Below are 26,310 nucleotides of genomic sequence, written 5' to 3'. Positions count from 1 at the left end.
ACTGACCTCCAGAACCCGCTGGACCGTCGCGGTCCTGGCGGCGGTGGCCACCCTCATCGTGGCGCTGATATGCCAACTGCGTGACTCCCCGTCCACCGCACCCCAACGGGCGCCGGCGGCGCGTGAACACCGTGATGCCGACACCGCCGCAGCGCTGGCTGGCCCGCGCCAGCGTGCGGACCTGCCGCCATGCCCGTCGGGCGCCACCGGCGCCGGACCGCCGGCCCTGCGTGGCGTGCTGGTGGAATGCGCGGCGGACGGTTCGGCCGTCGACGTGGCCCGGGCGCTGGCCGGACGGCGGGTGCTGCTCAACCTATGGGCGTACTGGTGCGCGGAGTGCGTAGCCGAATTGCCCGCGATGGCCGAGTATCAACGTCGGGCGGGTCCCGACGTCATGGTGGTGACGGTGCATCAGGACGAGAACGAGACGGCAGCGTTGCTCCGGCTGGCCGATCTCGGTGTTCGACTGCCGACCCTGCAGGACGGCCGCCGTAGGGTCGCGGCAGCATTGCGGGTGGCAAATGTGATGCCCGCGACGGTGCTCGTGCGGCCGGACGGTAGCGTGGCCCAGACCCTGCCGCGCGCTTTCGCCAGCGCCGAGGAGATCGCGGCCGCGGTCGGAGACAAGGCGTGGTGAGCGGTTGGAGAGACGGCGGGCAGGTGCACCCGACCTGGCCGACAAGGAGGCGCCGGTGAACGCTGGGGTTGCCCTGACGCCTGAGGTCGGCCCGTCCTGGCTGCGCCCGCTGATCGACAACGTCGACCGGGTGCCCGACGCGGTTCGGCGGCGGCTGCCGGCCGATGTTCTCGCCATGGTGACCGCAGCCCGGGCGACCGCATCGCTGCGTCGTAACGACCGGGAAGCCGCTGTTCTGGTGCTGTTCTCGGGACCGCAGTCCGGGCGGTCCGACGGAGGCATCCCCGACGGTGCCGACCTGCTGCTGACGGTGCGGGCGTCGACCTTGCGTCACCATGCCGGACAGGCGGCGTTCCCCGGTGGGGCATCCGACCCTGGCGACCAGAGTCCGGTGGCTACCGCCTTACGTGAAGCCCACGAGGAAACCGGGGTCGACCCGTCCAGGCTTCATCCGCTGGCCACCATGGAGCGCACCTTCATCGCTCCGTCGCGATTCCACGTCGTCCCGGTGCTGGCCTATTCTCCCGATCCCGGGCCCGTGCACGTGGTCAACGAGGCGGAAACGGCCATGGTGGCGCGGGTGCCCGTGCGCGCGTTCGTGAACCCGGAAAACCGGCTGATGGTGTACCGGCGAACCTTGAGCCGGCGCTGGGCCGGACCGGCGTTTCTGCTCAACCACATGCTGGTATGGGGGTTCACTGGCCAGGTGATTTCGGCAGTGCTCGACGTCGCGGGGTGGGCCAGGCCCTGGGACACCAGCGATGTCCGCGAACTGGACGAGGCGATGTCGCTGGTCGGCGAGCAGGGTGGACTGCGATGAACTCGATGAACGCTATGACCCCGTCGCAATGGCTGGACATCGCGGTGCTGGCGGTCGCCTTCATCGCGGCGATCTCGGGCTGGCGCTCCGGCGCGCTGGGCTCGATGCTGTCGTTTGCCGGCGTGGTGCTGGGCGCGGTCGCCGGCGTGCTGCTGGCGCCCCACATCGTCAGCCACATCGCCGCCCCGCGCGCCAAGCTGTTCGCGGCGCTGTTTTTGATCCTGGGTCTGGTCGTGGTCGGCGAAGTCGCGGGTGTGGTGCTGGGACGGGCAGTGCGCGGCGCGATCCGCAACCGGCCCGTCCGGGTGATCGACTCGATCATCGGGGTCGCCGTGCAGCTGGTCGTGGTGCTGACCGCGGCCTGGCTGCTGGCGACCCCGCTGACGCAGTCGAAAGATCAGCCGGAGCTGGCGGCGGCGGTTCGCGGTTCGCGGGTGCTCGCCGAGGTCAATGAGGTGGCACCCACCTGGCTGAAGACGGTACCCAAGCGGCTTTCGGCGCTACTGAACACCTCCGGGCTGCCCCAGGTGCTGGAGCCGTTCAGCCGCACCCCGGTCATTCCGGTCGCCTCACCCGACCCGGCGCTGGCCGACAACCCGGTGGTGACGGCCACCGCGCCGAGCGTGCTCAAGATCCGCAGCCTGGCGCCCAGCTGTCAGAAGGTGCTGGAAGGCAGCGGCTTCGTGGTTGCGCCCGAACGCGTCATGACCAACGCGCACGTGGTCGCCGGCTCCAACAGTGTGCAGGTGTTCGCGAGCGGCAAACCCCTCGACGCGACGGTGGTGTCCTACGATCCGTCGGTCGACATCGCGATCCTGGCTGTGCCGCATCTGCCGCCGCCGCCGCTGGTGTTCGCCCAGGAGGAAGCCCGAACCGGCACCAGCGTCGTGGTGCTGGGCTATCCCGGTGGCGGCAATTTCACCGCGACGCCGGCCAGGATCCGGGAGGCCATCAAGCTCAGCGGCCCCGACATCTACCGCAGCCCCCAGCCGGTCACCCGGGACGTCTACACCATCAGGGCCAACGTGGAGCAAGGAGACTCCGGCGGGCCGTTGATCGACCTCAACGGTCAGGTGCTCGGCGTGGTGTTCGGTGCGGCCGTCGACGACCCCGATACCGGGTTCGTGCTGACCGCCGGCGAGGTGGCCAGCCAGCTGGAAAAGATCGGGGACACCCAACGCGTCCCCACCGGGGCCTGCGTCAGCTGAGCCGGTGTACCTGATCGAGGAACCGCGCCAGCTGACGGTTGACCTCCTCGGGTGCTTCTTCGTGGCTGAAATGCCCGGCGCCGGCCACGGATATGTAGCGTCCGTGCGGCGCGTAACGCTGGGTGCGCTCGACCGGATCCGCCAGCACGTAGGGATCGGCGTCACCACGTAAGTGCAGCAACGGCACCCCGAGCTGCCGGCGCATCGACTTCATGAAGCGCCGGCCTTCGCCGCGCAGCTGACTGCGCACCGCCCAACGCTGGTATTCCAACGCGGAGTGCGCGGCGGCCGGAATCCGGATCGCCTGCCGCAGATAACCGATGGCCTGCGAAAAGTCTTCGGAGGCAACCCATTTGGCGTTGCTGCGGAGACAGACCAGGCGCTCGATCTCGGCCGCGTCATCGCGGGTCAGCAGTCGCTCGGGCCACAGCGGTACCTGGTAGCGCAGCAATGTCGGCAACAGCGCGCGGCCCTGGTCCCGCCTGGTCAGGGTGGAGCGGCGCAGCGCGGCCGGGTGCGGCGAGCTGATCAGCGCGATGGCGCGCACCAGCCGGGAGTGCAGCAGCGCGGTGGTCCAGCACGCAAGCCCGCCGTCGGCGTGACCGACCAGCGTCGCCGACGAGTGTCCCAGCGCGCGGATCAGTCCGGCCGTGTCACCGGCCAGGGTCCAGCCGTCGTAGCCGCGGGGTGGTTTGTCGCTGCCGCCGTAGCCGCGCAGGTCGACCGCGACCACCCGGGCACTGGTCAGTCCGCGCAGCTGATGACGCCACGACCACCAAAACGAACCGAATCCGTGTAACAGCATCACCAGGGGCCGCGCCATCGCCGGTATGGCCGGCTCCGCCGCGTCGGGGTCGGTCGGAATGGCTTCGACGACATGGAACCGGATGCCGTTGGCGTGCACGTCCAGATGCCGCCATGGCCCGTCGATGCGGGTCATCGACGGATCTGGTGCCGGCATTTACCAGCCCGACGGATCGGTGGGCGTCTTGCCCTCGGGTGCGTCAGGGCGGGTTACGGCCGGGGTCTTGTCGTGGCCCGGCATGAGCGCCGTGCGGGTCTCCTTGACCGACTCGATGGTCTGGCGCGGTCCCCGGATCCGGCGGACCTTCAGGAAACCCAACAGGGCGAGCACGACGGTGGTCACCACCATCAGGGCGAACACGATCAGAAATGCCGCCCAGCGCCACAGCCAGGAATCGAGCAGTTCGGCAAGGAAGAAAAATAGGAAGAAGGTCGAATAGAACAGCACCACCAGCGCGGCGATAAAGAACACGCTGCCCGTCAGGCCCTTCTTGACGTCGCGGGTGATCTCAGCTCGGGCCAGCTCGATCTCGGCCCGCAGCAGTGTCGACATCTGGGTTGTGGCGTCTTTGATCAGGTCACCGATCGACGGCTCACCGGGCCGGGCGTGCGGGTCGGCCAACGGAATCGTGGTCAGCGTGCTGGGCACACCGGTCTGGCGATCAGGTTTGCTCACAGACGATCCTCTCGCTTTGACGGGCCCCGGTTTCGCGGTAGTCGCGGTTTATGTTGCCATGCGCTTCGGTGCCATACGAGGCCAGCCGAAGACCGTGAGGTACCGGGCGGTTTCAACCTCATAAATTGACTGCCCACGGCCACACTTAACCGCATCGACGTAATCTGACGATCATCTACACTGGCGCATCTGCCCTTTGATGTCCGGTGATGTCCGGTAGATGTCCCACCACCGACGGGAGTACCACTGTGCAGACGGCGCGCCGCTGCTTCACCGCGGCGATCGTGGCCGTGTCCTCGGCCATGGTGTTTCTCCCCGCGGGCACCGCGACGGCCGACGACAAGGTTCCGTTGGGCGGCGGTGCGGGCATCGTCGTCAACGGGGGCACGCTGTGCACCTTGACCACCATCGGCCACGACAGGAACGGCGATCTCATCGGATTCAGCTCCGCGCACTGTGGCGGCCCCGGCGCGCCCGTCGCCGCCGAGGGGGCCGAGGCCAAAGGCACCGTGGGCACGATGGTCGCCGGCAACGACGGCCTCGACTACGCGGTGATCAAATTCGACCCGGCCAAGGTGACGCCGGTGGCCGACTTCAACGGCTTTGCTATCAACGGCATCGGCCCCGATCCGACATTCGGCCAGATCGCTTGCAAACAAGGGCGATCCACCGGTAACTCGTGCGGGGTCACCTGGGGTCCGGGCCAGGACCCGGGCACCATCGTGATGCAGGTTTGTGGCGGCCCCGGCGACTCCGGCGCGCCGGTGACCGTCGACAACCTGCTGGTCGGGATGATCCACGGCGCCTTCAGCGAGAACCTGCCCGGCTGCGTCACCAAATACATTCCGCTGCACACCCCGGCGGTGGTGATGTCGATCAACGCCGACCTGGCCGACATCAACGCCAAGAACCGGCCCGGCTCGGACTTCGTCCCGATCGCGGGCTGAGCTGCGCAGCAGCTATGTGGCGGCCCGGATCGCGTCGAACACTCCGGGATCTAGCAGCGTCGACGTATCACCGAGCTCCCGGTTCTCGGCGACGTCACGCAGCAGCCTGCGCATGATCTTGCCGCTGCGGGTCTTGGGGAGTTCGGGCACCACATGGACCTCACGGGGCCGGGCAATCGGTGAAATCTCGCGTGCCACTTCGGAGCGCAGCTCTTCGACGGTGCCGTCGTCGGGTTCGTAGTTGGCGCAGAGCACCACGAACGCGCAGATGGCCTGGGTGGTGGTCTCGTCGGTGACCCCGACGACGGCCGCCTCGGCCACCCCATGATGGCCGACGAGCGCCGATTCCACCTCGGCGGTGGAAATGCGGTGCCCGGACACGTTCATCACGTCGTCGATGCGGCCCAGGACCCAGATCGCGCCGTCGGCATCGATGCGAGCGCCGTCGCCGGCGAAGTAATAGCCCTTGTCTGGGTATTTCGACCAGTAGGCGTAGTGGTACCGCGCGGGATCACCCCAGATGCCACGCAACATCGACGGCCACGGTTGGTCCAGGACAAGGTATCCGGTGATGTGCTCGCCGCCTTCGGTGTCGGGTTCCATCGGATCGCCGTGGTCATCGACGATCTTGGCCGAGATGCCGGGCAGCGGCGTCATGGCCGAACCGGGCTTGGCCGCTGCGACACCGGGCAGCGGCGAGATCATTGCCGAGCCGGTCTCGGTTTGCCACCAGGTGTCCACCACCGGTGTGCGTCCGGCGCCGATGACGTCGCGGTACCAGCGCCACGCCTCCGGGTTGATCGGCTCGCCGACCGACCCCAGCAGCCGCAGGCTGGACAGATCGTGGGCGTCCGGAACGTCGCGGCCCCATTTCATGAACGTCCGGATCAACGTCGGCGCAGTGTAATAGATTGTGACGCCGTATCTTTCGATGATCTGGAAATGCCGGTGTTCGTCGGGGGTATTCGGAGTGCCCTCGTAGAGCACTTCGCTGATCCCGGCGGACAGCGGGCCGTAGACGCCATAGGTGTGGCCGGTGACCCAGCCGATGTCGGCCGTGCACCAGAAGACGTCGATGTCGGGTTTGACGTCGAAAATGGTGTGCATCGTGTAGCGGCTCTGTGTCAGATAGCCGCCGCTGGTATGCAGGATGCCCTTGGGCTTGCCGGTGGTGCCCGACGTGTACAGCAGAAAGAGTGGCTGCTCGGAGTCGAACGCTTCCGGTGTGTGTTCGGGTGCGGCCGAGCCGACGACGTCGTGCCACCACAGGTCGCGATCGGCGTTCCATGCGACGTCAATTCCCGTGCGCCGCACCACTATAACGTTCTCGATCGGGCTGTCGGGGTCGCTGACCGCCTCGTCGGCGGCGTCTTTGAGCGGCATCGGCTTGCCGCGCCGGTACTGGCCGTCGGTGGTGATCAGCACCTTGGCTTGGGCGTCGGCGATCCGGGCGCGCAGCGCGTGCGCGGTGAAACCGCCGAATACGACGGTGTGCATGATGCCCAGCCGGGCGCAAGCCAGCATGGCGATCACGGCCTCGGGCACCAGCGGCATGTAGATGGCGACCCGGTCGCCGGCCACCAGCCCGAGGCCGGCAAGCGCGTTGGCCGCCTGGCACACCTGGGTCAGCAGCTCGGCATACGTCAGGGTGCGGCGGTGATCGGTGGGCTCGCCTTCCCAGTAGATGGCGACCCGCTCCCCGTGGCCGGCTTCGACGTGGCGATCCAGGCAGTTGTAGGCGACATTGAGTTTGCCGCCGACGAACCATCTGGCGAACGGGGCATCGGACCAATCCAGCACCTCGGTGAACGGTGTCGCCCAGGACAGCCGCTCGGCCTGCTTGGCCCAGAAGCCGAGGCGGTCTTGTTCGGCCTCGCGGTAGAGCTCTTCGCGGGCGTTCGCCTGCTCGACGAAGTGTTGCGGCGGTGGGTAGCAGGACGGGACTTCGGCGGAGGTCTCGGTCACTCTTGCGAGCCTAGAACGACCGGGTGAACCTGCAGTTCGCAGGCCTCGATGCCGGTCGGCACGATGAGCGCCGTGGTGGTGCCGGGGGGTGTGACGCGCAATTCGGTATAGGTCGGGCAGGGGTTGCCGTCGCCGTCGATGGCCGTGCCTTCCACGACGGCCTGGGCACGCTGTGATTGCGTCAGGGCGACGGTGGGCGCGACGTCGACGGTTGCGGGCAGGCCGCCCATGTAGCCGCGCGGGGTGTGCTGGGCGTGCAGGAGCGGGCCGCCCGCGCCCGAGTCGACGGTGGGATAACCGCTGAGCGTGCAGTCCGTGGCGCCGTCCGCGAGCGCGAACGTGAGCGTGACGGCGCGGTGGCCCACGGCGGCCTGCGGTTGGCCGGCGGTGACGGTGAGTTGCTGCGCCGAGCACGGCGGTGGCTGATCGGCCGGCGCGGCGCCGGCCGGCGGACTCAGCGGGGCGGCTGCGGCTACGGCAAGTGTGGCCGCAGCGATCGCGAGGCGGTAGTTGCTGCGCAGGCGAAATCCGGGCACGCCGGCCATTATCCCGGTGGCTGCGACCCGACGGGTGTCATGCAGTACAGCCGCGCCGGATACGGGTAGCTGATGAGCGTCGCTCCATCCGGGCAGCGTGCGGTGCCGGTACTGCCGTCGACGCGCTGGGCGACTCTGAGTTGTGCGTACCGGACGTCGTCACAATCGACCGGAGAGAGCAGCTGGTGCGAGCTCGGTCTTCCATTCGCAGGTAGCACTGACCTTGTTTCAAATTCAGGACGAGACACAACGTGGCGCCCTTGTCGGTGAGCACGTCGTAGACCGAACCCTCGCGCTGACCGTCCGGGCATTTCGCATCTCCATCACCCTTAGCAGCCACTTCATAGGTCGAGGTCACGTCGGCGCAGTCGCCGGGGCCGGCGCTGAGCATTCGGGTGCCGAGGCTGAACTGATCGATGCACTGGCCCACCTCCAATGAGGTGATCGGGCGAAACGCCGGCATCGGCGGCCCCGTGCTCGGCGACGACGGCCGGGAGGTCTTCGCCTCAGATGCGACATGGGCCAGCTGCCCCACAAATGCCAGCGCGCCCAGCGCCAGCATCACCGCGCCGATGCTGATCAGCGCGGTGGCCGTCGACCCGTCGCGCCGCGGAGGACCGGCCGGCGGCCGATGCGGATAGCCGGGATACGGCCCAGGCGGGTGCGGGTAAGCACCGCCGGGCGGAAAGCCTGGCGCCAGGTACCCCACAGCCTGGCGTGAGCGCTTTCGGGAACGCTCCCAAAACCCGATCGCCAGCAACAACACGCCGACCGCGGGAAGACCGAACAGCACTGTCAGCCGGCCCGACAGTTCGGCGACATTCTCTGCGGCAAGGTGTGTGACGATCACGGGCGAGGAGTCTAGATTGTCGCGGCCGCTTCGGCACTTCGGTGCGGAGGAGCAACCGGTGCCGGTACGGTGGGCGCCAATGCTGTCATCGCCGTTGTAATCGCCCGCGCGGCGCCCTGTATCACAGCCGGTACCAACAGCACTCGAGGAGCCTGGCATGGGTCGGATGCGGGCCGCCCTGGCGGTCCTGGTCGCCGGATTAATGGCGGTCGCCTGCCTGTCCGGCTGTGGCGGCGGCTTGCTGAGCCCCGATGTGGTGCTGGTCAACGGCGGGGAACCGCCCAACCCGCTGATCCCGACGGGCACCAACGACAGCTACGGCGGCCGCATCATCGATCGGCTCTTCGCCGGCCTGGTGTCCTACGACGCCAGGGGCAAGCCGTCACCGGAGGTCGCCCGGTCCATCGAGACCGCCGACAACGTCAACTACCGCATCATCCTCAAACCCGGCTGGGAGTTCACCGACGGCTCACCGGTGACGGCCCATTCGTTCGTCGACGCCTGGAACTACGGGGCGCTGGGCACCAATGCCCAACTGCAGCAACAGTTTTTCAGCCCGATCGAGGGATACGACGAGGTAGCCTCCGGTGATACGAAGCGGACCACCATGTCCGGGTTGCAGGTGGTCAACGACCTCGAGTTCACGGTGCGGCTCAAGGCGCCGACCGTCGATTTCACGCTGCGACTGGGTCACAACTCCTTTTACCCACTGCCGGCTGCGGCGTTTCGCGACATGGCGGCGTTCGGCCGCAGCCCAATCGGCAACGGTCCGTACAAGTTAGCCGACGGCGACTCGTGGGAACACAACGTCAGGATCGACCTGGTGGCCAACCCCGACTACCACGGCAACCGCCATCCTCGCAACAAGGGTGTGCGGTTCGAGTTCTACGCCAACCTCGACACCGCCTACTCCGATCTGCTGTCGGGCAATCTCGATGTGCTGGACACGATTCCGTCGACGGCCCTGACCATCTACCGGCGCGACCTGGGTGACCACGCCACCAGTGGGCCGGTGGCGGTCAACCAGTCTCTGGACACGCCGTTGCGGCTACCGCATTTCGGCGGTGAAGAGGGCCGGCTGCGCCGGTTGGCGTTGTCGGCGGCCATCAACCGTCGGCAGATCTGTCAGCAGATCTTCAATGGAACCCGCAGCCCGGCCCGTGATTTCACCGCTCGCTCGCTGCCGGGTTTCGACCCGAACATACCCGGTAGCGATGCCCTGGACTTCAATCCGCAACGGGCCCGCCAGCTTTGGGCCCAAGCCGACGCTATTTCGCCGTGGCACGGCCGATACGCCATCGCCTACAACGCCGACAGCGGCCATCAGGAGTGGGTGGACGCGGTTGCCAACAGCATCAAGAACGTGTTGGGCATCGACGCCGTCGGCGCGCCGCAGCCGACCTTCGCCGGATTCCGCACCCAGATCACCAACCGCACCATCGACACCGCATTCCGCGCCGGCTGGCAGGGCGACTACCCCTCGATGGTGGAGTTTCTCGCGCCGTTGTATACCGCCGGCGCGGGCTCCAATGACGTCGGTTACTCCAGCCGGGATTTCGATGCGGCGCTGGCCAGAGCCGAAGCGGCAGCCACTCTGCCCGAGGCCCACGTGCTGGTCAACGACGCGCAGCGAATCCTGTTCCACGACATGCCCGTTGTACCGTTGTGGGACAATATCGCCGTCGTCGGATGGTCCACCGAGGTGAGCAATGTCGACGTGACCTGGAACGGTCTGCCCGACTACGAGAACATCGTCAAGGCTTGACATGGGTTGGTACCTGGTGCGGCGGATCGCGGCGATGGTGCCGGTCTTTTTCGGCGCGACGCTGCTGATCTACGCCATGGTCTTCCTGTTGCCGGGTGACCCGCTGGCCGCGATCGCCGGCGACCGGCCGCTGACCCCCGCCGTGGCCTCGCAGCTGCGCGCCCGCTATCACCTCGACGACCCGTTCCTGGTGCAGTATCTGCGCTACCTGGGCGGTCTGCTGCATGGCGACCTAGGCCGCGCCTATTCCGGTCTACCAGTCAGTTCCGTTCTGGCGCATGCGTTTCCGGTCACGATCAGGCTGGCGTTGATCGCGCTGGTGGTGGAGGCGGTACTGGGTATCGGGTTCGGCGTGATCGCCGGCCTGCGCCAGGGCGGGCTGTTTGACGCCACGGTGCTGATCACCGGACTTATCATCATCGCGGTCCCGATATTCGTACTCGGCTTCCTCGCGCAGTTTCTGTTCGGCGTGAAGCTGGGGCTGGCGCCGGTCACGGTAGGGGGGCGGGCGACATTCGGCCGGCTGCTGTTGCCCGGGATCGTTTTGGGCGCGGTGTCTTTCGCTTATGTGGTGCGACTGACCCGTTCGGCGGTGGCCGCCAACGCCGACGCGGATTACGTGCGCACCGCCACCGCGAAGGGGCTGTCGCGGCCACGGGTGGTGACGGTGCACATCCTGCGTAACTCGTTGATCCCGGTGGTGACGTTCCTCGGCGCCGATTTGGGCGCGCTGATGGGCGGAGCCATTGTGACCGAAGGCATCTTCAACATCCACGGCGTCGGCGGGGTGCTGTACCAGGCGGTCACCAGACAGGAGGCGCCGACGGTGGTGTCGATCGTGACGGTGCTGGTAGCCATCTATCTGATCACCAATCTGGCGGTCGACCTGCTCTATGCCGCCTTGGACCCGCGGATCCGATATGGCTGAGCCCGGCGGGTTTTGGCTCGACAGCTGGCGCCGGCTGCGCCGGCGGCCGAAATTCGTCGTCGCCGCCGCCCTGATCCTGCTCATTCTCGTCGCCGCGGCGTTCCCCGGCTTGTTCACCGGGGCCGACCCGGCCTATGCCGATCCAGGACAGAGCATGCTGAGCCCGTCGGCCGCACACTGGTTCGGCACCGACCTGCAAGGCCACGACATCTACGCGCGCACCGTCTACGGAGCACGGGCATCGGTCATGGTCGGGCTGGGGGCCACCGTCGCCGTATTTGTCGTGGGCACCGCGCTGGGCGCGCTGGCGGGCTTCTACGGCGGCTGGCTGGACGCCGTGGTCTCGCGGATCACCGATGTGTTTTTCGGATTGCCGTTGCTGCTGGCCGCGATCGTGCTCATGCAGGTGATGCATCACCGCACCGTGTGGACGGTGATAGCCATCCTGTCCCTGTTCGGCTGGCCCCAAATCGCCCGAGTGGCTCGCGGTTCGGCGCTCGAGGTACGCGGCAGCGATTATGTGCTCGCGGCCAAAGCCTTGGGGCTGAGCAAGTTTCAGATACTGCTACGCCATACGCTGCCCAACGCCGTCGGTCCGGTGATCGCGGTCGCCACCGTCGCGCTGGGCGTCTTCATTGTCACCGAGGCCACGCTGTCCTACCTCGGGGTCGGGTTGCCGACGTCGGTGGTGTCATGGGGCGGGGATATCAATGTCGCGCAGATGAGGCTGCGGGCGGGCTCGCCGATTCTCTTCTATCCCGCTGGCGCACTGGGGATTACGGTGTTGGCCTTTATGATGATGGGTGACGCGCTGCGTGATGCTCTGGACCCGGCCTCGCGAGCGTGGCGCGCATGAGCGAGGTGGCAACGCCGTTATTGTCGGTCGAGGGTCTGGAGGTCAGATTTGGCGCCGAGCCCGTGCTGCGCGGCATCGACCTGACGGTCCTTCGCGGTCAAACCGTGGCGGTGGTGGGCGAATCGGGATCGGGGAAGTCCACTCTGGCCGCAGCGATCCTGGGTCTATTGGCGCCCGGCGGGCGAATCACCGCCGGCCGCATCGTCTTCGGCGGACGCGACATCACCTCGTTCGACCGGCGGCTCATGCGCAGCATCCGGGGCCGCGAGATCGGCTATGTTCCGCAGGACCCGATGACCAACCTCAACCCCGTCTGGAAAGTCGGCTTCCAAATTCGGGAGGCGGTGCGGGCCAACACCGCTGGCCGCGATGCCCAGCGGCGGACGGTGGAGCTGCTGGGGCAGGCCGGCATGCCGGATCCGGTCCGGCAAGCCACCCGCTATCCCCACGAGTTGTCCGGCGGTATGTGTCAGCGGGCGTTGATCGCCATCGGATTAGCGGGGCGCCCGCGGCTGCTGATTGCCGACGAGCCGACGTCCGCGCTGGACGTGACGGTGCAGCGTCAGATCCTCGACCATCTGCAGCACCTCACCGACGAGTTGGGCACCGCGCTGCTGCTGATCACTCACGATCTGGCGCTGGCGGCCGAGCGGGCCGAATCCGTGGTGGTGGTCAACCGCGGCGTGGTAGCGGAATCCGGTGCTGCACAAAATATTCTGCGCGATCCGCAAAACGATTACACGCGTCGCCTGGTGGCCGCCGCGCCCTCGCTGACGGCGCAGCGGCCGGCACCAAGACGTCCGCAGAACCGGCCGCATCCGGCCACCCAAGCCGACGACATCATCGTCGTTTCCCAGCTCACCAAGACCTACCGTGAATCTCACGGCGCTCCCTGGCGACGGGCGGAGTTTCGTGCCGTTGACTCGGTGTCGTTTCGGCTGCGCCGCGGAAGCACGTTGGCGGTCGTCGGCGAGTCCGGATCCGGCAAATCGACCGTGGCGCGCATGGTGCTCGGCCTACTGCAGCCGACCTCGGGCACGGTGGTCTTCGACAGCGACCAGGTGGTAGGCACGCTGGATCGCAAGCAGACGTTCGCATTTCGTCGTCGCGTTCAGCCCGTCTTCCAGAACCCCTACAGCAGCCTGGATCCCAGGTACTCGGTGTATCGCACCATCGAGGAACCGTTGCGTATCCACCGGCTCGGCGACCGCACCCAGCGTCGTCAAGCGGTGCGTGAGTTGGTCGACCAGGTGGCGCTGCCGTCGTCGGTACTGGATCGGCTGCCGCGGGAGCTGTCGGGCGGTCAGCGCCAACGGGTCGCTATTGCCCGCGCGCTGGCGCTGCGGCCCGAGGTGCTGGTATGCGACGAGCCGGTCTCGGCGCTCGACGTGCTGGTACAGGCCCAGATCCTGGATCTACTTGCCGAGCTGCAAGCGGGCTTGGGTTTGACGTACTTGTTCATCAGCCATGATCTGGCCGTCATCCAGCAGATCTCCGACGACGTGCTGGTGCTGCGCGCCGGCCGGGTGGTCGAACACGCCACCACCGAAGACGTTTTCGTCCGGCCGCGCCACGAATACACCCGGCAGTTGCTGGAGGCCATTCCCGGCGCCGGGTCAGCACCCCATTAGGTTGGGGGACCGTGACGACTGACCCGCTGGCTGCGCTGATGGAACTGCCCGGTGTCGCAGACGCCAGCGACCGCGCGCGCGCGGCGCTGGGCCGGGCGCACCGGCACCGAGCCAACCTGCGGGGGTGGCCGGTGACCGCTGCCGAGGCGGCGCTGCGGGCGGCGCGGGCTTCCTCGGTGCTTGACGGGGGACCGGCGCGGCTAGAGGACCTGGCCGAGGCCGGTGGGGCCGGCGATCCCGTGTTCGCGGGGGCGCTGCGGGTCGCGCAGGCGCTCGAAGGCGGCGGCGGCCCGCTGGTCGGTGTGTGGCAGAAGGCGCCGCTGCAGGCACTGGCTCGCCTGCATACGTTGGCGGCCGCCGGTCTGGTCGACGACGGCAGGTTGGGGCGTCCGCGTGCCGACGCCGGGATCGGGCGTCGCCTGGAGTTGCTCGCGGAGGTGATGACTCGTCCCACGCGGGCCGCGGCGCCGGTGGTCGCCTCGGTGGCGCACGGAGAACTGTTGACGCTCAAGCCATTTGGTTATGCCGACGGTGTAGTGGCCCGGGCGGTGTCGCGGCTGGTGACGATCGCCACGGGCCTGGACCCGCACGGCCTCGGGGTGCCGGAGGTGAGTTGGATGCGTCAATCCGCGACCTACCGCGACGCCGCCCGCAGCTTTGCCGACGGCACGCCCGACGGCGTCGCGGCCTGGCTCGTGCTGTGCTGCCGGGCGCTGACGGCCGGAGCGCAGGAGGCGCTATCGATTGCCGAGGCAGCGCCGCGTAGCTAGCCGGCGGCGACCGGTTGCCGTCGCTACGGCGACCCGTTCGACACGGCGGGCCGCAACGATCCTGGTGCTCGACCCGTGTGCTTTTTGACCAGGCGGTGCAGAGTGGCCGGGTCGGCGAGTCCCACGGCTTCGGCGACCTGCTCGAGCGGCATGCGGCTGGTTCGCAGCAAATGCAAGGAGCGTTGCAGGCGCACTCGCTGCACGAGCTGAAGCGGACTCAACCCGGCGGCTTTATGGGTGCGCCGCGACAGAGTCCGCGGGCTCATCCCGCACCGGCGGGCCATCGAGTCCAACGTGTGGGTCTCCTGCAGATGCGCGCGGATAAACGATTCCAGCGCCGCGACGTCCTGATCGCGGGCCGCCAGGTGCGAGGGAATGAGGAACGCCGCCTGAGAGGTGCGCTGATCGGCGACCAGCCGATTGGCGAGTTCGTCGGTAACGGCGGGCCCGGCGAAGTGGCGCAGCAGCGCAAGCATCAAGTCGATATGAGCGAACGAAGATCCTGCGGTCCAGATCGGCGCATCGTGGATCACCATCTCGTCGATCACCACGCAGGCGGTGGGAACCAGTTCCGCCAGGTCGGCACCGAGCCACCAGGTCGTGACGCAGCGCCGCCGGTCAAGTAGGCCGGCCGCGCCGAGGACGAAGACGGCGGTACACGATGCCGCGATCTGGGAGCCGTCGTCATAGGCCTGCCGAAGCCATTGGCGGGCCGCGGCAACGTCGGGTGCTTCAAGCCGCTGCGATATCTCAGGGGCGCTGGCTCCGCCCAAACCCGGGATGATGACCACGTCCCGCGGCTTGGCCTGTGCCAGGGGTGCTGAGCTGGCCACCAGGGCGCCCCGCAGCTTCACATGGTCTTCCGTCGCGACGATCCGCAGATCGTACGCCGGTGCGCCGAGAATGCGGTTGGCCGCCGATACGACGTCGATCGTCGTGCCCACGGCGCTGGCACTGGCACCGTCGAGCACCAGCACGTCAATCCGGGGCATGTGGCGGATTATGCAAGATTATTGTCCAGCCCGCCACTGCTCCCAGGTGCTTCCCGGGGAGACTCTGGATCCAGCCGACCGCTTCGCCGAAACGGAGGAATCATGCCCTTGATGCGGGTGACACTGACACCGGGCGCCTTCGACGACGCGCACAAGGCCCAATTGGTGGCAGCGCTGACCGAAGCGGCCTGTCGTGCCGAGTCGGTACCGGATCAGCCGCAGCATCGGATGCGTGCGCTGGTACTCGTCGAGGAGCTGGCGCCGGGTTGCTTCTATTCCGCCGGCCACCAAGCCGACGACGCGATCGCGGGGGTCTTCATCGACTGGCAAGTCAGCACGGGGGTGCTCGACGCGGCTCGCAAGGAGCGATTTGCTGCAGATCTGCAGCAGGCGGCGGCATCCACGGGTGGCGAGGGTTGCATGGTCGTCACTTCATGTGTCATTCATGAAGTGGCAGAAGGACAATGGGCTCAAAATGGGGTCATACGGCGGCTACCGGAGGTTTCGGCCCTGGCCGGCTTCGAGCATCTCACATCCATTGCTGCCCGCTTTTGACCGCGATCCCCGGGCGGGGCGTGAGGCGGCGTGGCACCTAGACAGCATCGGCCCAAACGGCGTGGCAGCGAATGGATTCCGAGTGATCCGGCCGCGGTCGAGCATCCGGCCGGTCCCGGCGACCGGCATGCGCTCGCGGGTGCTGGTGTGCAAATAGCTGGCGCAACTGCACGCAACTACAAAAGCGAATTATTCGCAGAAATGCGAAGCGGGCGGCGACCGAAGATTTCGAATCGCCGCCCGCCAACACGATCCTCGGTTACCAAGCGTGCACTTCTGGGCTGCGTGGGTTGGCCTCGGCGCTTTTGCGACACTTCCGGTTGCAGCCCCACCCAAAGGACCGTCGCTACCGTCTGCACTTCGCAATTACGCAGGCCCGCAACACTTCTGCCATTATCGCGGCTATGACTCCGCGTGGGTGCCGGGAACCGTGCTGGGTGCCCGGATCGGGAGATCGAACCTTCTCTTCCGGATCGACCTTGGCCTCACCGGGCTTCCGTGTCTCCATTTGTACTACTAGACCTTGAGCACAGCAAGGCCTAATTGCGTGAAAATTCCGTGACAACTTTCGATTGTGGCCCAACGCGTTTGCTACCGGGACGATTGATGAAAGTGGGGCGTCAGTGCCGGCGCTGTGCTCGCCGCGGCCGCGGATTACAAAGCGAAGCGGCGCAGCAGCGCGTAGCTGACCGCTCCGGCGGCCAGCGCACTGATTCCCACCGCGGCAGTGGTGGCGATCGCGGCACCCGACGGCGCCGGGATGCGGTCTCGCAACGACACCGGCCGGGAGAATGACAACACGGGCCAACCGCGTTCGATGGCCGTCTTCCGCAGTCCGCGATCGGGATTGACCACCGAAGGGTGACCCACCGACTCGAGCATCGGCAGATCGGTGATCGAGTCTGAATAGGCATAACAGTGTTCCAGCGGGTAACCCTCACGGGAGGCCAGCTCGCGGATCGCTTGCACCTTGCCCTCGCCATAGCAGTAGAACGCGACCTCGCCGGTGTACTTTCCGTCTTCGACGACCATCCGCGTGGCCATCGCGTGCGTGGCGCCCAGCGCCCGGGCGATCGGGGCCACGATCTCCTCACCCGATGCGGAGACCACCACGACATCGCGGCCGCACAGCTTGTGGGCGGCGATGAGGTCGGCGGCTTCGGCGAAGACCAGGGGAGTGACGATGTCGTGCAGGGTCTCGTTGACGATCGACTTCACCTGTTCCACGTCCCAACCCGTGCACATGTTGGTCATGTGGACACGCATCCGGTCCATCTGGTCATGGTCGGCGCCGGAGAGCAGGAAGATGAACTGCGCATAACTGGACTTGAGCACTGCGCGGCGGTTGAGCAGTCCTTGGGCGAAGAAGGGTTTGCTGAACGCCAGTGTGCTGGACTTGGCGATGATGGTCTTGTCGAGGTCGAAGAAAGCAGCGGTGCGGACCTGCGGAGGCGCCGCTTCCAAGGACTGGGGTGATATTTGCTGCGGGCCGGCCGAGTCGGAGACGGTCACCAATCCAGCATAGGTCGGCGCCTGGTACGCCGTGAGCTCGTGCCCCGAAGGGCCGCTCGGCACTAACGTGGTCCCTTTGGCCACCACGTTTACACGGCTCAGGCCGTATTTTTTCGCTTGTGCAATTACTTGCGTGAATGCCATCTGGCATGTGTATAGTAAGCATTACTCGGCCCTGAGCCGAGGGTGCATCAGCCCGACCCCCCGGGGCTGAAGCACGACGACCTCCGCCTCCTCCCCCCCTGGCGGGGGTCGTCCCTTTTCTGGGGATAGTTCTGCGGGCGGAAGCACCTGAGCTCGGCCCGCTGCGCGTTGCGGAGATCTTCGCGAACAGCCGCCTTCCCGGTCGGTCTGGGTCGGCAGCCAGCGTCATTGTGCACAGCTGCGTCTCTATCCACAGATCGCACTTTGGGACTGGTGTCCAGCACCGGTGGCCCCGCAGGGTAAACGGGTGAACCAAACTGATGACCCGGGCGTGCTGGCAATGTTGACCGCCGGTGAGCTGCGCGACGAGTTGGACCGGATCGCCGCAGCGGTGGGGGTGCGGGTCGTCCACAGCGGTGGGCAGCGTCCGGTGACCAGAAAGACCTGGTCGGCAGCGGCGGCAGTGGTGCTCGACCAAGCGGCCGCCGAGCGTTGCGGCCGCATCGGGCTGCCGCGTCGCGTCCACGTCATGATGCTGACCTGCGGTGAACCGGCGACGGCGACCTGGGCAGCGGCTATCGCGGTCGGCGCTGAGCACGTGCTGCGGCTGCCGGAGCACGAGCGCGAACTGATCCGCGGCCTCGCCGACGCCGCGGCATCGGCGCGCGACGAGGGCACCCGTGGCAAAGTCGTCGCCGTCATAGGGGGCTGCGGCGGAGCCGGGGCCTCGCTATTCGCGGTCGCTTTGGCCCACACTGCCGCCCAGTCGCTGCTGGTGGATCTCGATCCGTGGGGTGGCGGCATCGATCTGCTGGTCGGCGGCGAAACCGCACCCGGAGTGCGCTGGCCGGACCTGGCTGTACAGGCTGGCCGGCTGAACTGGACGGCGGTTTCCGAAGCCTTGCCGCGACATCGTGGGATCAGCATGCTCTCGGGCACTAGGCGCGGCTTCGAGCTGGCCGCCGCACCGGTAGAAGCAGTAGTCGACGCCGGCCGGCGCGGGGGAGTCACGGTGGTATGCGACCTGCCTCGCCGGGTGACCGATGCCAGTCACGCCGCATTGGACACCGCCGACCTCGTCGTCCTCGTATGCCCCTGCGATGTCCGGTCCTGCGCCGCCACCGCCGCGATCGTTCCGGCGCTGGCTGCGATCAACCCCAGCCTGGGGTTGGTCGTGCGCGGGCCGGCACCCGGGGGATTACGCGCCGCCGAGGTCGCTGACATCGCCGGCATCCCCCTGCTGGCGTCGATGAGAGCTCAGCCGCGGCTCGCCGAGCAGCTCGAACATGGCGGCCTTCGATTGCGGCAGCGGTCGGCACTGGCCGCCGCGTCCCGGCGGGTACTGGCGGCGTTGCCGCATGCCGAGTACGGGCTGAACGGCAGGGCCGCGTGAACGGATCGCTGATCGAACGCGTCCGCGAGCGGTTGGCCGCCGAGGCCGCGCCGCTGCGTCCCCACGTCGTCGCCGCGGCCATCCGCGCCGAGTCCGGCGGGATGCTCGGTGACACTGAGGTGCTCGCCAACCTTCGAGTCCTGCAGACCGAATTGACCGGTGCCGGGATTCTCGAACCCCTGCTGTGCGCCGACGACACCACCGATGTCCTCGTCACCGCACCCGACGCGGTGTGGGTTGATGACGGAACCGGTCTGCGGCGCAGTGAGGTTCGGTTCCGAGACGAGGCGGCGGTGCGCCGACTGGCGCAACGGCTGGCGCTGGCCGCGGGTCGGCGGCTCGACGACGCACAACCATGGGTGGACGGCCAGCTGAGCGGAATCGGCCCCGCCCGGCTGGCGGTGCGCCTGCACGCGGTGTTGCCGCCGGTGGCGGCCGGAGGCACCTGCGTGTCACTGCGGGTGCTGCGGCCCACCACTCAAGATCTGGCAGCGCTCATCGCCGCGAGTGCGATTGCGCCGGAGGCCGCCGGCCTGATCGCCCAGATCGTCGCCACCCGCCTGGCGTTCCTGGTGTGTGGCGGCACCGGCGCAGGAAAGACCACCCTCCTGGCTGCGTTGCTGGGCGCAGTCCCGGATTCCGAGCGAATCGTCTGTGTCGAAGACGCCGCCGAGTTGGCCCCACCCCATCCGCACCTGGTCAAGCTGGTCGCGCGATGCGCGAACATTGAAGGCGCGGGTGAGGTGACGATGCGTCAACTCGTGCGGCAGGCACTGCGGATGCGGCCCGACCGCATCGTTGTCGGGGAGGTAAGGGGAGCCGAGGTGGTGGATCTGCTTGCCGCCTTGAACACCGGCCACGACGGAGGCGCCGGCACCGTGCATGCCAATAGCCCCGGCGAGGTTCCCGCCCGGTTGGAAGCGTTGGGCGCGCTTGGCGGTCTGGATCGTGGAGCGTTGCACAGCCAGCTGGCCGCGGCGGTCCAGGTGCTGCTGCACGTCACGCGCGACCAGGCGGGCCGACGCCGGCTCAACGAAATCGCCATATTGCGCCGAAGCGACAGCGGCCTGGTCCAGGCCGTGCCGGCCTGGCATGCGGACCACGGAATGGCAGACGGTGCAGCCGATTTGCGCAGCATGCTACGAAACCGGGCGGCGGCATGAACGGCCTCGCGGTAGCTGCCCTGTCGTTGGCTTCGGCGGCCGTCGTGCTGCCGTCGTCGTCGCGGCGTTGGCTTGTCCTGCGCCGCGAACCCCGACACGGTCCGCTGAGCGCGCGCTGGGTTCTCTGGGCCGGTGGTGGTGCCCTGCTGGGGGTGGCTGTGGTGTTGCCGATGACGACCGTCCTGGGCCTCGCGGTGGTGGGTACCACGGCGAGCCTGCGTTACCGCCGGCGACGCCGCGGCCGACGCGGCGCCGAGGAAGCGCGGTCGCTGGCAGCTGCGCTGGATGTGCTCGTTGGCGAATTGCGGGTGGGCATCCATCCGGTGCGCGCGTTCGGCGTCGCGGCCGACGAAATCCATGGCGCGGTCGCTGCAGCCATGCGCGCTGTGGCGGCGCGCGCCCGCCTGGGCGCCGACGTGACGGGCGGTTTGCGCGCGGCGGCGCGGATGTCGGCGCTGCCCGCCCATTGGGAGCGACTCGCCGTGTACTGGCAGCTGGCCAGCGATCATGGCCTGGCGATCGCCACCTTGATGCGAGCTGCCCAACGCGATATCGCTGAGCGACAACGTTTTTCAGCGAGCGTGGCATCGGGTTTGGCCGGCGCCCGCGCCACCGCGAACATCTTGTCGGGCCTGCCGGTGTTGGGAGTTTTGCTCGGCCAGCTGATCGGGGCGCGACCGTTGAGCTTTTTGCTGAACGGGCATGCGGGCGGATGGCTGTTGGTTACTGGTCTGACGCTGGCGTGCGCGGGTCTGTTGTGGTCGGACCGGATTGTGGATCGAGTGGCGGCATGAGCGCCGCCGCAGTATTGCTGGCCGCCGCGTTGCTGGCCGGCGCCGGTCCGGCGGTCGTTCGGGTGCGTGCGGGGCTGCCGTCCCGCGTCCCTCGGATGCGGCCGCGGCTGGCGCCGGACCGGGATCCGCTGGCCTTCTCGTCGAGCCTGGACGTGTTGGCTGTGTGCCTGGCGGCGGGCATGGCGGTGTCCGCAGCCGCGGCGGCGACCGCGCCTTCGGCGCCGCCGCGGCTGGCGCAGCTGTTGTCCCGGGCCGCCGACTTGTTGACCCTAGGGGCCGACCCCTCCGCCGCGTGGTCGGTGCCACCGGAATTGTCCCGGGGCGCCGCCGACGCACAGACCGATGCACTGCTGCGGTTGGCGCGGCGTTCGGCCTCCTCGGGTGCCATGCTGGCCAGCGGCGTCGTCGAACTGGCCGCGCAGTCGCGCAACGACGCCGCGCATGCGGCCACCGCGGACGCCCAGCGCGCAGGGGTGCTGATTGCCGGTCCGCTGGGCCTGTGCTTTTTGCCTGCGTTTGTGTGCCTTGGCATTGTGCCGGTCGTTGCCGGGCTGGCCGCAAGAGTGCTCGATTCGGGTCTGATATGAAGTCGCAACGAAAGGAAGGCATTGGTGGCCAACATATTTCAGATAATCGCTGCGCGCATGGCGGTGCTGGTGACCGACGAGTCCGGAATGTCCACGGTCGAGTACGCCATCGGGACGATCGCTGCGGCGGCATTCGGCGCGATCCTTTACACCGTCGTCACCGGCGACTCGGTGGTGACGGCGTTGAATCACATCATTGGTCGCGCACTGAGCACCAAGGCTTAGCGTCGAGTGCCGGGTCGAGCAGCGTCGAAGCGGCTCTGGCCATCGCCACGTTGGTCGTGGTGCTGGTGCTCTGCATGGCCGGACTCACGGCGGTGTCCATGCAATTGCGCTGTATTGACGCCGCCCGCGAGGCGGCCCGCCTGGCCGCGCGCGGTGACCAACCTTCGGCGGTCGACGTCGCTCGGCGGATCGCTCCGCCCGAGGCGCAGATCGAGGTGCGCCGGAATGGCGAATTCCTTGTCGCTTCGGTCCGCGTCCGTTCAAAGCTATTGCCCAGCCTGGGTATTGCGGCTACGGCGGTCGCAGCTGCGGAGCCGCGGTGAGCGCGGTTCGGCGACGGTGCTCGCGGTGTCGATGGTGGGCGTGCTGTTGTGGGTTACCTGGGCGGGCGCGTATCTCGGCTCGGTCGTGGTGGCGCGGCATCGTGCGCAGGCGGCCGCCGACCTGGCCGCGCTGGCGGCGGCCGCCCGGATACCTGATGGTGGGCCGGCGGCGTGCGCGTGGGCAACGGTCGTGGCGCAGGCGATGCGCGCGGGCGATGCCGGCTGCGCGGTACGCGATCTCGACGTGGTGGTCACCGTCGAGGTCCCGGTGGCTTTTGCCGGTGCGGCGCGGGCCTCCGCACGGGCGGGTCCGGCTGACACAGAGTGATTTCCCGATTCCGTGATTACGCGTTGCCAGGTGCATCGGATCGCCGCAACGCCGCCGCCCACCCTGGACGTGACTGATCGTTTCCGGCCTCGAGTCGACGTTTCACGTCGCAGGTCCGGCGACGTCCTAAATCTTTCGCCCGATTCGACGCTCGAGCGAAGTCTTGGGACATGCTGCACAGATCAGGCCCCCCTGTGGAAACAATTGCTAGCAGAATGCGTTTGCGAGCGTCGATTCGATCTTGATGCGTTGGGTACGCGGCCCGCGTGGGTAGCAACCGGACTAGGTGATGCCACCGGAATCGCCCGCGTCCTCGGGTCAGGGGCCGCGATCGTCGCTGGTCAACCGCATGTTCACCGAATGCTAGGTGTGCATGCTGGACCACGGCAGCGGCGGAATATGAGTGGGGCACACCCATTAAGCCGCCGAGAGAGCGATAACCGGATTTCCCGTCTTTCCAGCGTCACCGGGCCGTGGCTAACTGCGGAGATAAGTAAGATTCTGCGCGACCGTAACTATTCACCGTCAAAACTATTCTCAATAGTATTGTGCGTCGAGTCGAATAAGTTGAAAAAAATCGAGATGAGTCACGTCTGGTGTCCACTCGCACCTGAAATATGTGGACCAATTAGTTGCGTTAACAGATTAGCTTCGCCGCATAGTGCACCCGAGCGCCATGAGCGCTCTGCTGGTAACGCCGATCGGCCGGGGTCCGTCGTTGCCAACCCGAACGACATTCCATTTCCACTCCGGTGTAACGGATTTGGCGACCACCACGACATATCGCGAGGCACCGCTCCCAGCGCGGGCTGCCTGCGAGACCACTGCCCGGTGTCGCCCACCGACGAGGTGCAAGCGTCGGTGCGCCGGCTGTGATGACGGAAAGGAGGGCTTGGTTAACGCATTATGAACAATGATAACCGTTGACACGTGGTCCTGATCACAGGTATATAACTGGCAGACGTACTGGGCGCTATAACCCAGCTGGCCAATCGATCGGAAATCGGCAAAGATCGGACGGGTACCAGACATGAGCAGAGCCTTCATCATTGATCCAACAATCGGTTTCATCGACGGTATGTACGTCCTTCTTGGGATTGGCGTTCCCGACGATGGTGGCATAATCAACTCCGCGCTAGCGTTCTTTGCAAAGGCCCTTGATGATTTGGGGTCGGCGTTTCCTGGCGACAGCTGGCAAGGTTCGGCCGCCGAGAACTACGCGGGCAAGAATAAGGATCAGCTGAATTTCTTCCAGCAGCTAGCGGAACTGGACCGTGAGCTTCAGCAGTTGATCGCGGACCAGGCCAACGCGGTCGAGAAGACCCGCGACGTACTGGCCGGGGTACGGAAGGGCCTTGAGTTCGTGCGTCCGGTGGCGGTGGACCTGACCTACATCCCACTTGTCGGGTGGCCGATGTCGGCCTCCTTCCAGGCGCCGATTTGCGCTGCGGGAATGGCCGTGGTGGGTGGCGCACTCGCCTATTTGACGGTTGAGACGCTGATTCATACGGCTAGGCTTTTCGGCCTGCTAGCCAAGTTGGCGAGCCTGTTGGCTTCTGTAGTGGTGGACATCGTGTCGGACGTGGTGGACTTCATCGACGACATCCTGGTGGATGTATGGGACTTCATCACGAACCCGATCGGCTTCCTCGAGAACCTCTTGGGCGACCTCGCGCGGTGGGCGTACGGATTGTTGTCGAAGTGGGGGTCGACGCTGGAATCGTTCTTCATGGGCGTGCCTGGTCTTGAAGGAATGAGCGGCGGTTTGTCCCAGCTAACTGGCTTCTTCAGCTCGCCAACGGCATCCGGATCCGCTGGTTTAGCCAGCTTGGCGAGTGCAGGACTGCCTGGTCTGCCCGGTGTTGGTTCTGGCCTAGGGGGCTTGTCCAACGGGCTCGGCGGCTTAGGCAACGTCGCTCACCTGCGTTCGGCCGCCGATCGGCAGGAGGTGCGTCCCCACGATGACGCCCTGGCTAAGCCGCTTGCCGAACAGCTCGGTGCACAGCAGCAACCGCCCGCTGCGCAGGGCCCCCAGGGGATGGGCGGCATGCATCCCGCTGCGGGGTCGGCGAAGGGCGCGCCGGGGAAGAAGTATGCGGAAGGCGCGGCGGCCGGCACAGACGGCGAGGAGCGCGCGCCAGTTGAAGCCGGAGTCGGCGGCGGTCAACTGGTGTCGGCGCGACGCGTCGTTTAACGCCATTAACAAGCCAATCCTGATTGACAACGACAACTAGCGCATATTTGCGCAACGGCAAGCGAAGGGTGCGTGATAGATGACGGACATTCTCAAAGTCCAGCCTGAGTTGCTCGATGTTCTCGCGTCGCATCAACACAACGCGGCAGCAAGTGCGTCCTCGGGAGTCGCCGCGACCACTGGACTAGCGGAGTCAGTGGCGGTCAGCCACGGATCGTATTGCAGGCAGTTCAACGACACGCTGAAGATGTATGAGAGTGCGCACAACGCCTTCGGCTCTTCCTTGCACGCTGCCGGTATCGCGCTGGCCAAGAATCTGCGAACTGCTGCGCGCGCGTACCTCGATGCCGACGAAACCTGGCGTCAAGCCATCGAGTCGTTGACTTTCTGACCAAATTCCTTGCGCCTCCGGCGCTCTCGCTTTTCCTAAATCAGGACACCGATTCGGTCTCAACGACACCTGCTTGCCGTCAACCACTACGGCTGATTGGCGGGCGGTTGGGAAGGGATACCAGAGTGAACTTGTGCAAGAACGACTTTGACGACGATGATTTCGACACCGTGGACAGCGGGGGCGGCTTTGGGGCTTATGGGGTTGCGCATCCGACTCTTGACCCGACCCTTGGCTTCCCGTTGATGGTGTCCCCAGACTGCAGAACCAACGCGAACGGCGCGCACGGTCGGGCCGAGGACGTCGTGCAGGAAGATATCGCCACCTTTATCGTGACCAACCCGGAGCGAACCATATCGGTGTCGGCCCTGATGGACGGCCGGGTTGACGATATCCAGCTGTCAACCAGGGTGGCGTCCATGAGTGAAACGCGGCTCGCCTCGGAGATCCTTATGATCGCCGACCTGGCAAGACAGAAGGCGCAAGCCGCTCAATACACGTTCATCTTCGACAGGATGGCCCAGCTGGCCGACGGGGATGGATTGCGGGCCGCGCAGTTACGGGAATCGGTTAGTACTTTGTGGAATTTGCCGACGCCAGAACAAGCAGCGGCAGCAGAAGCTGAAGCGTTTGCGACCCGCTACCAACACGATTGCCCGGAACAATACGACGGAAATGATGACTGGGGCTTCGGGTGACTCAGGCTAAGCGCAAGCCCCGGGACCGCGTCCGTCGGCAACTTCAGCGAGATTCTCTGCCGCCGCATGCCGCCGGGCTGATCGGATAGGTGCCGAATACGGCCCGATTACCAGGCCCTACGTAGACCCGCCGTCGACACCGTGTTGGCCGAGCAGTAGTCCGCCGGTGCCGCCGGTGCCGGGCCTGCCGGCGGTGGTGCCGGCACCGGCGTTGCCACCGTTACCGCCGTCGCCGATCAGCCGGGCGTCGCCGCCGTTGCCGGCATTGCCGCCGGTGCTCCCGGCAGCTGAGGTAATGCCGCCAGCTCCGCCGTTGCCGCCGTTGCCGATTAGCCCGGCTTGGCCGCCGGCGCCGCCGGCCCCGCCGTGCCCCGGAACGCTGAAGCCGCCAAACCCGCCGGCGCCACCGCCTCCGCCAGTGCCGAACAGGATGCCTGCTTTGCCACCGGATCCACCTGCGCCGCCGTCAAGACCTGCGACGCCGCCGTCGCCGCCGTCGCCGCCGTTGCCCCAGAGCATGCCGATTCCGCCGCCTCCGCCGAGGCCGCCCTTGTTGTGACCGACGCCGCCGTCACCGCCGCGGCCACCGGCGCCGAACAGCCCGGCCGCACCGCCGGC

The 26,310-nt window shown here is 67.0% G+C and carries 27 protein-coding genes and 2 pseudogenes; 20 read left to right on the top strand and 9 right to left on the bottom strand.

Annotated features, from left to right (window positions below; translation table 11 throughout):
* Window position 1: 1 nt before the first annotated feature.
* Genes EET13_RS26640 through marP form a run of 3 tightly spaced genes read left to right on the top strand, consistent with a single transcriptional unit; the run spans window position 2 to window position 2,665 of the window.
* On the top strand, window positions 2-637 hold the full coding sequence (locus EET13_RS26640; protein ID WP_122445065.1) for a TlpA family protein disulfide reductase: 636 nt from the start codon (window positions 2-4) through the stop codon (window positions 635-637).
* A 34-nt stretch (window positions 638-671) separates the two neighbouring features.
* Window positions 672-1,457, top strand: coding sequence for an NUDIX hydrolase (locus tag EET13_RS26635; RefSeq protein WP_211189144.1), 786 nt, complete (start codon window positions 672-674; stop codon window positions 1,455-1,457).
* A gap of 14 nt (window positions 1,458-1,471) precedes the next feature.
* On the top strand, window positions 1,472-2,665 hold the full coding sequence (marP, locus tag EET13_RS26630) for an acid resistance serine protease MarP (protein ID WP_122445063.1): 1,194 nt from the start codon (window positions 1,472-1,474) through the stop codon (window positions 2,663-2,665).
* Here marP and EET13_RS26625 read toward each other — a convergent pair.
* Entirely contained in the window at window positions 2,658-3,626 is a 969-nt protein-coding gene (locus EET13_RS26625; protein ID WP_122445050.1) for an alpha/beta fold hydrolase, read from the bottom strand. The two genes, marP and EET13_RS26625, sit on opposite strands and share 8 nt — an antisense overlap.
* Window positions 3,627-4,145, bottom strand: a complete 519-nt coding sequence (locus EET13_RS26620) for a phage holin family protein (RefSeq protein WP_122445049.1) — start codon at window positions 4,143-4,145, stop codon at window positions 3,627-3,629.
* A 248-nt stretch (window positions 4,146-4,393) separates the two neighbouring features.
* On the opposite strand from EET13_RS26620, the gene EET13_RS26615 reads away from it, so the two are divergent.
* Window positions 4,394-5,092 (top strand): chymotrypsin family serine protease, encoded by a 699-nt coding sequence (locus EET13_RS26615; RefSeq protein ID WP_122445048.1) that lies wholly within the window; start codon window positions 4,394-4,396, stop codon window positions 5,090-5,092.
* A 12-nt stretch (window positions 5,093-5,104) separates the two neighbouring features.
* On the opposite strand, the gene acs is transcribed toward EET13_RS26615, so the two are convergent.
* The 4 genes and pseudogenes from acs to EET13_RS33000 form a co-directional block, all read right to left on the bottom strand.
* On the bottom strand, window positions 5,105-7,057 hold the full coding sequence (gene acs / locus EET13_RS26610) for an acetate--CoA ligase (RefSeq protein ID WP_122445047.1): 1,953 nt from the start codon (window positions 7,055-7,057) through the stop codon (window positions 5,105-5,107).
* The gene (locus EET13_RS26605; RefSeq protein WP_122445046.1) at window positions 7,054-7,602 is read right to left on the bottom strand and encodes a DUF4232 domain-containing protein; all 549 of its coding nucleotides are present in this window, start codon (window positions 7,600-7,602) and stop codon (window positions 7,054-7,056) included. The genes acs and EET13_RS26605 overlap by 4 nt, the downstream gene beginning before the upstream one ends.
* Window positions 7,602-7,904 (bottom strand): LppU/SCO3897 family protein, encoded by a 303-nt coding sequence (locus EET13_RS33005; RefSeq protein WP_425294278.1) that lies wholly within the window; start codon window positions 7,902-7,904, stop codon window positions 7,602-7,604. The genes EET13_RS26605 and EET13_RS33005 overlap by 1 nt, the downstream gene beginning before the upstream one ends.
* A pseudogene (locus EET13_RS33000) lies at window positions 7,847-8,056 on the bottom strand (hypothetical protein); the annotation flags it as partial. The gene EET13_RS33005 and the pseudogene EET13_RS33000, both read right to left, overlap by 58 nt.
* A gap of 544 nt (window positions 8,057-8,600) precedes the next feature.
* Between EET13_RS33000 and EET13_RS26595 the strand changes: the two are divergent.
* Genes EET13_RS26595 through EET13_RS26575 form a run of 5 tightly spaced genes read left to right on the top strand, consistent with a single transcriptional unit; the run spans window position 8,601 to window position 14,393 of the window.
* On the top strand, window positions 8,601-10,208 hold the full coding sequence (locus EET13_RS26595; RefSeq protein WP_122445044.1) for a peptide ABC transporter substrate-binding protein: 1,608 nt from the start codon (window positions 8,601-8,603) through the stop codon (window positions 10,206-10,208).
* A 1-nt stretch (window position 10,209) separates the two neighbouring features.
* Window positions 10,210-11,136, top strand: a complete 927-nt coding sequence (locus EET13_RS26590) for an ABC transporter permease (protein ID WP_122445043.1) — start codon at window positions 10,210-10,212, stop codon at window positions 11,134-11,136.
* Window positions 11,129-11,992, top strand: coding sequence for an ABC transporter permease (locus EET13_RS26585; protein ID WP_122445042.1), 864 nt, complete (start codon window positions 11,129-11,131; stop codon window positions 11,990-11,992). Before EET13_RS26590 ends, EET13_RS26585 begins: the two co-directional genes overlap by 8 nt.
* Complete coding sequence (locus tag EET13_RS26580) at window positions 11,989-13,623, top strand: dipeptide ABC transporter ATP-binding protein (RefSeq protein ID WP_122445062.1); 1,635 nt, start codon at window positions 11,989-11,991, stop codon at window positions 13,621-13,623. The genes EET13_RS26585 and EET13_RS26580 overlap by 4 nt, the downstream gene beginning before the upstream one ends.
* Window positions 13,624-13,634: 11 nt before the next feature.
* A complete protein-coding gene (locus tag EET13_RS26575) occupies window positions 13,635-14,393 on the top strand; it encodes an oxidoreductase (RefSeq protein ID WP_122445041.1) in 759 nt (252 codons plus the stop codon).
* A gap of 23 nt (window positions 14,394-14,416) precedes the next feature.
* Here the strand turns inward: EET13_RS26575 and EET13_RS26570 are convergent, their stop codons facing one another.
* Window positions 14,417-15,385, bottom strand: coding sequence for a GlxA family transcriptional regulator (locus EET13_RS26570; protein ID WP_122445040.1), 969 nt, complete (start codon window positions 15,383-15,385; stop codon window positions 14,417-14,419).
* 111 nt (window positions 15,386-15,496) lie between these two features.
* On the opposite strand from EET13_RS26570, the gene EET13_RS26565 reads away from it, so the two are divergent.
* Window positions 15,497-15,940 (top strand): tautomerase family protein, encoded by a 444-nt coding sequence (locus tag EET13_RS26565; RefSeq protein WP_136623264.1) that lies wholly within the window; start codon window positions 15,497-15,499, stop codon window positions 15,938-15,940.
* Between the two features lie 654 nt (window positions 15,941-16,594).
* Here the strand turns inward: EET13_RS26565 and EET13_RS26555 are convergent.
* Window positions 16,595-17,452 (bottom strand): HAD-IB family hydrolase, encoded by an 858-nt coding sequence (locus EET13_RS26555; RefSeq protein WP_122445061.1) that lies wholly within the window; start codon window positions 17,450-17,452, stop codon window positions 16,595-16,597.
* Between the two features lie 484 nt (window positions 17,453-17,936).
* On the opposite strand from EET13_RS26555, the gene ssd reads away from it, so the two are divergent.
* The 10 genes from ssd to EET13_RS26505 all read left to right on the top strand — a co-directional run bounded on the left by ssd (window position 17,937) and on the right by EET13_RS26505 (window position 25,692).
* Window positions 17,937-18,989: a septum site-determining protein Ssd gene (gene ssd, locus EET13_RS26550; protein ID WP_122445060.1), complete on the top strand. Its 1,053-nt coding sequence runs from the start codon at window positions 17,937-17,939 to the stop codon at window positions 18,987-18,989.
* Window positions 18,986-20,152: a TadA family conjugal transfer-associated ATPase gene (locus EET13_RS26545; protein WP_122445037.1), complete on the top strand. Its 1,167-nt coding sequence runs from the start codon at window positions 18,986-18,988 to the stop codon at window positions 20,150-20,152. The genes ssd and EET13_RS26545 overlap by 4 nt, the downstream gene beginning before the upstream one ends.
* Complete coding sequence (locus EET13_RS26540) at window positions 20,149-20,946, top strand: type II secretion system F family protein (protein WP_122445036.1); 798 nt, start codon at window positions 20,149-20,151, stop codon at window positions 20,944-20,946. The genes EET13_RS26545 and EET13_RS26540 overlap by 4 nt, the downstream gene beginning before the upstream one ends.
* Window positions 20,943-21,533: a type II secretion system F family protein gene (locus EET13_RS26535; protein ID WP_122445035.1), complete on the top strand. Its 591-nt coding sequence runs from the start codon at window positions 20,943-20,945 to the stop codon at window positions 21,531-21,533. The genes EET13_RS26540 and EET13_RS26535 overlap by 4 nt, the downstream gene beginning before the upstream one ends.
* 57 nt (window positions 21,534-21,590) lie before the next feature.
* A complete protein-coding gene (locus tag EET13_RS26530; protein WP_122445058.1) occupies window positions 21,591-21,758 on the top strand; it encodes a DUF4244 domain-containing protein in 168 nt (55 codons plus the stop codon).
* A gap of 74 nt (window positions 21,759-21,832) precedes the next feature.
* Window positions 21,833-22,081: a TadE family type IV pilus minor pilin gene (locus EET13_RS26525; RefSeq protein ID WP_122445059.1), complete on the top strand. Its 249-nt coding sequence runs from the start codon at window positions 21,833-21,835 to the stop codon at window positions 22,079-22,081.
* Between the two features lie 31 nt (window positions 22,082-22,112).
* Window positions 22,113-22,409 (top strand): Rv3654c family TadE-like protein, encoded by a 297-nt coding sequence (locus EET13_RS26520; protein WP_425293734.1) that lies wholly within the window; start codon window positions 22,113-22,115, stop codon window positions 22,407-22,409.
* 1,030 nt (window positions 22,410-23,439) lie between these two features.
* Window positions 23,440-24,603, top strand: coding sequence for an EspA/EspE family type VII secretion system effector (locus EET13_RS26515; RefSeq protein WP_122445033.1), 1,164 nt, complete (start codon window positions 23,440-23,442; stop codon window positions 24,601-24,603).
* Window positions 24,604-24,682: 79 nt separating this feature from the next.
* Window positions 24,683-24,994, top strand: a complete 312-nt coding sequence (locus EET13_RS26510; protein WP_122445032.1) for an ESX-1 secretion-associated protein — start codon at window positions 24,683-24,685, stop codon at window positions 24,992-24,994.
* A 125-nt stretch (window positions 24,995-25,119) separates the two neighbouring features.
* Window positions 25,120-25,692, top strand: coding sequence for a secretion protein EspD (locus EET13_RS26505; RefSeq protein ID WP_122445031.1), 573 nt, complete (start codon window positions 25,120-25,122; stop codon window positions 25,690-25,692).
* A gap of 117 nt (window positions 25,693-25,809) precedes the next feature.
* Here EET13_RS26505 and EET13_RS26500 read toward each other — a convergent pair.
* Window positions 25,810-26,310, bottom strand: a pseudogene (locus EET13_RS26500) (hypothetical protein); the annotation flags it as partial.

It is taken from the genome of Mycobacterium attenuatum (assembly GCF_900566085.1).
GTDB classification, from domain to species: Bacteria; Actinomycetota; Actinomycetes; order Mycobacteriales; family Mycobacteriaceae; genus Mycobacterium; species Mycobacterium attenuatum.
This window is presented reverse-complemented; position numbering and strand designations above follow the sequence as displayed.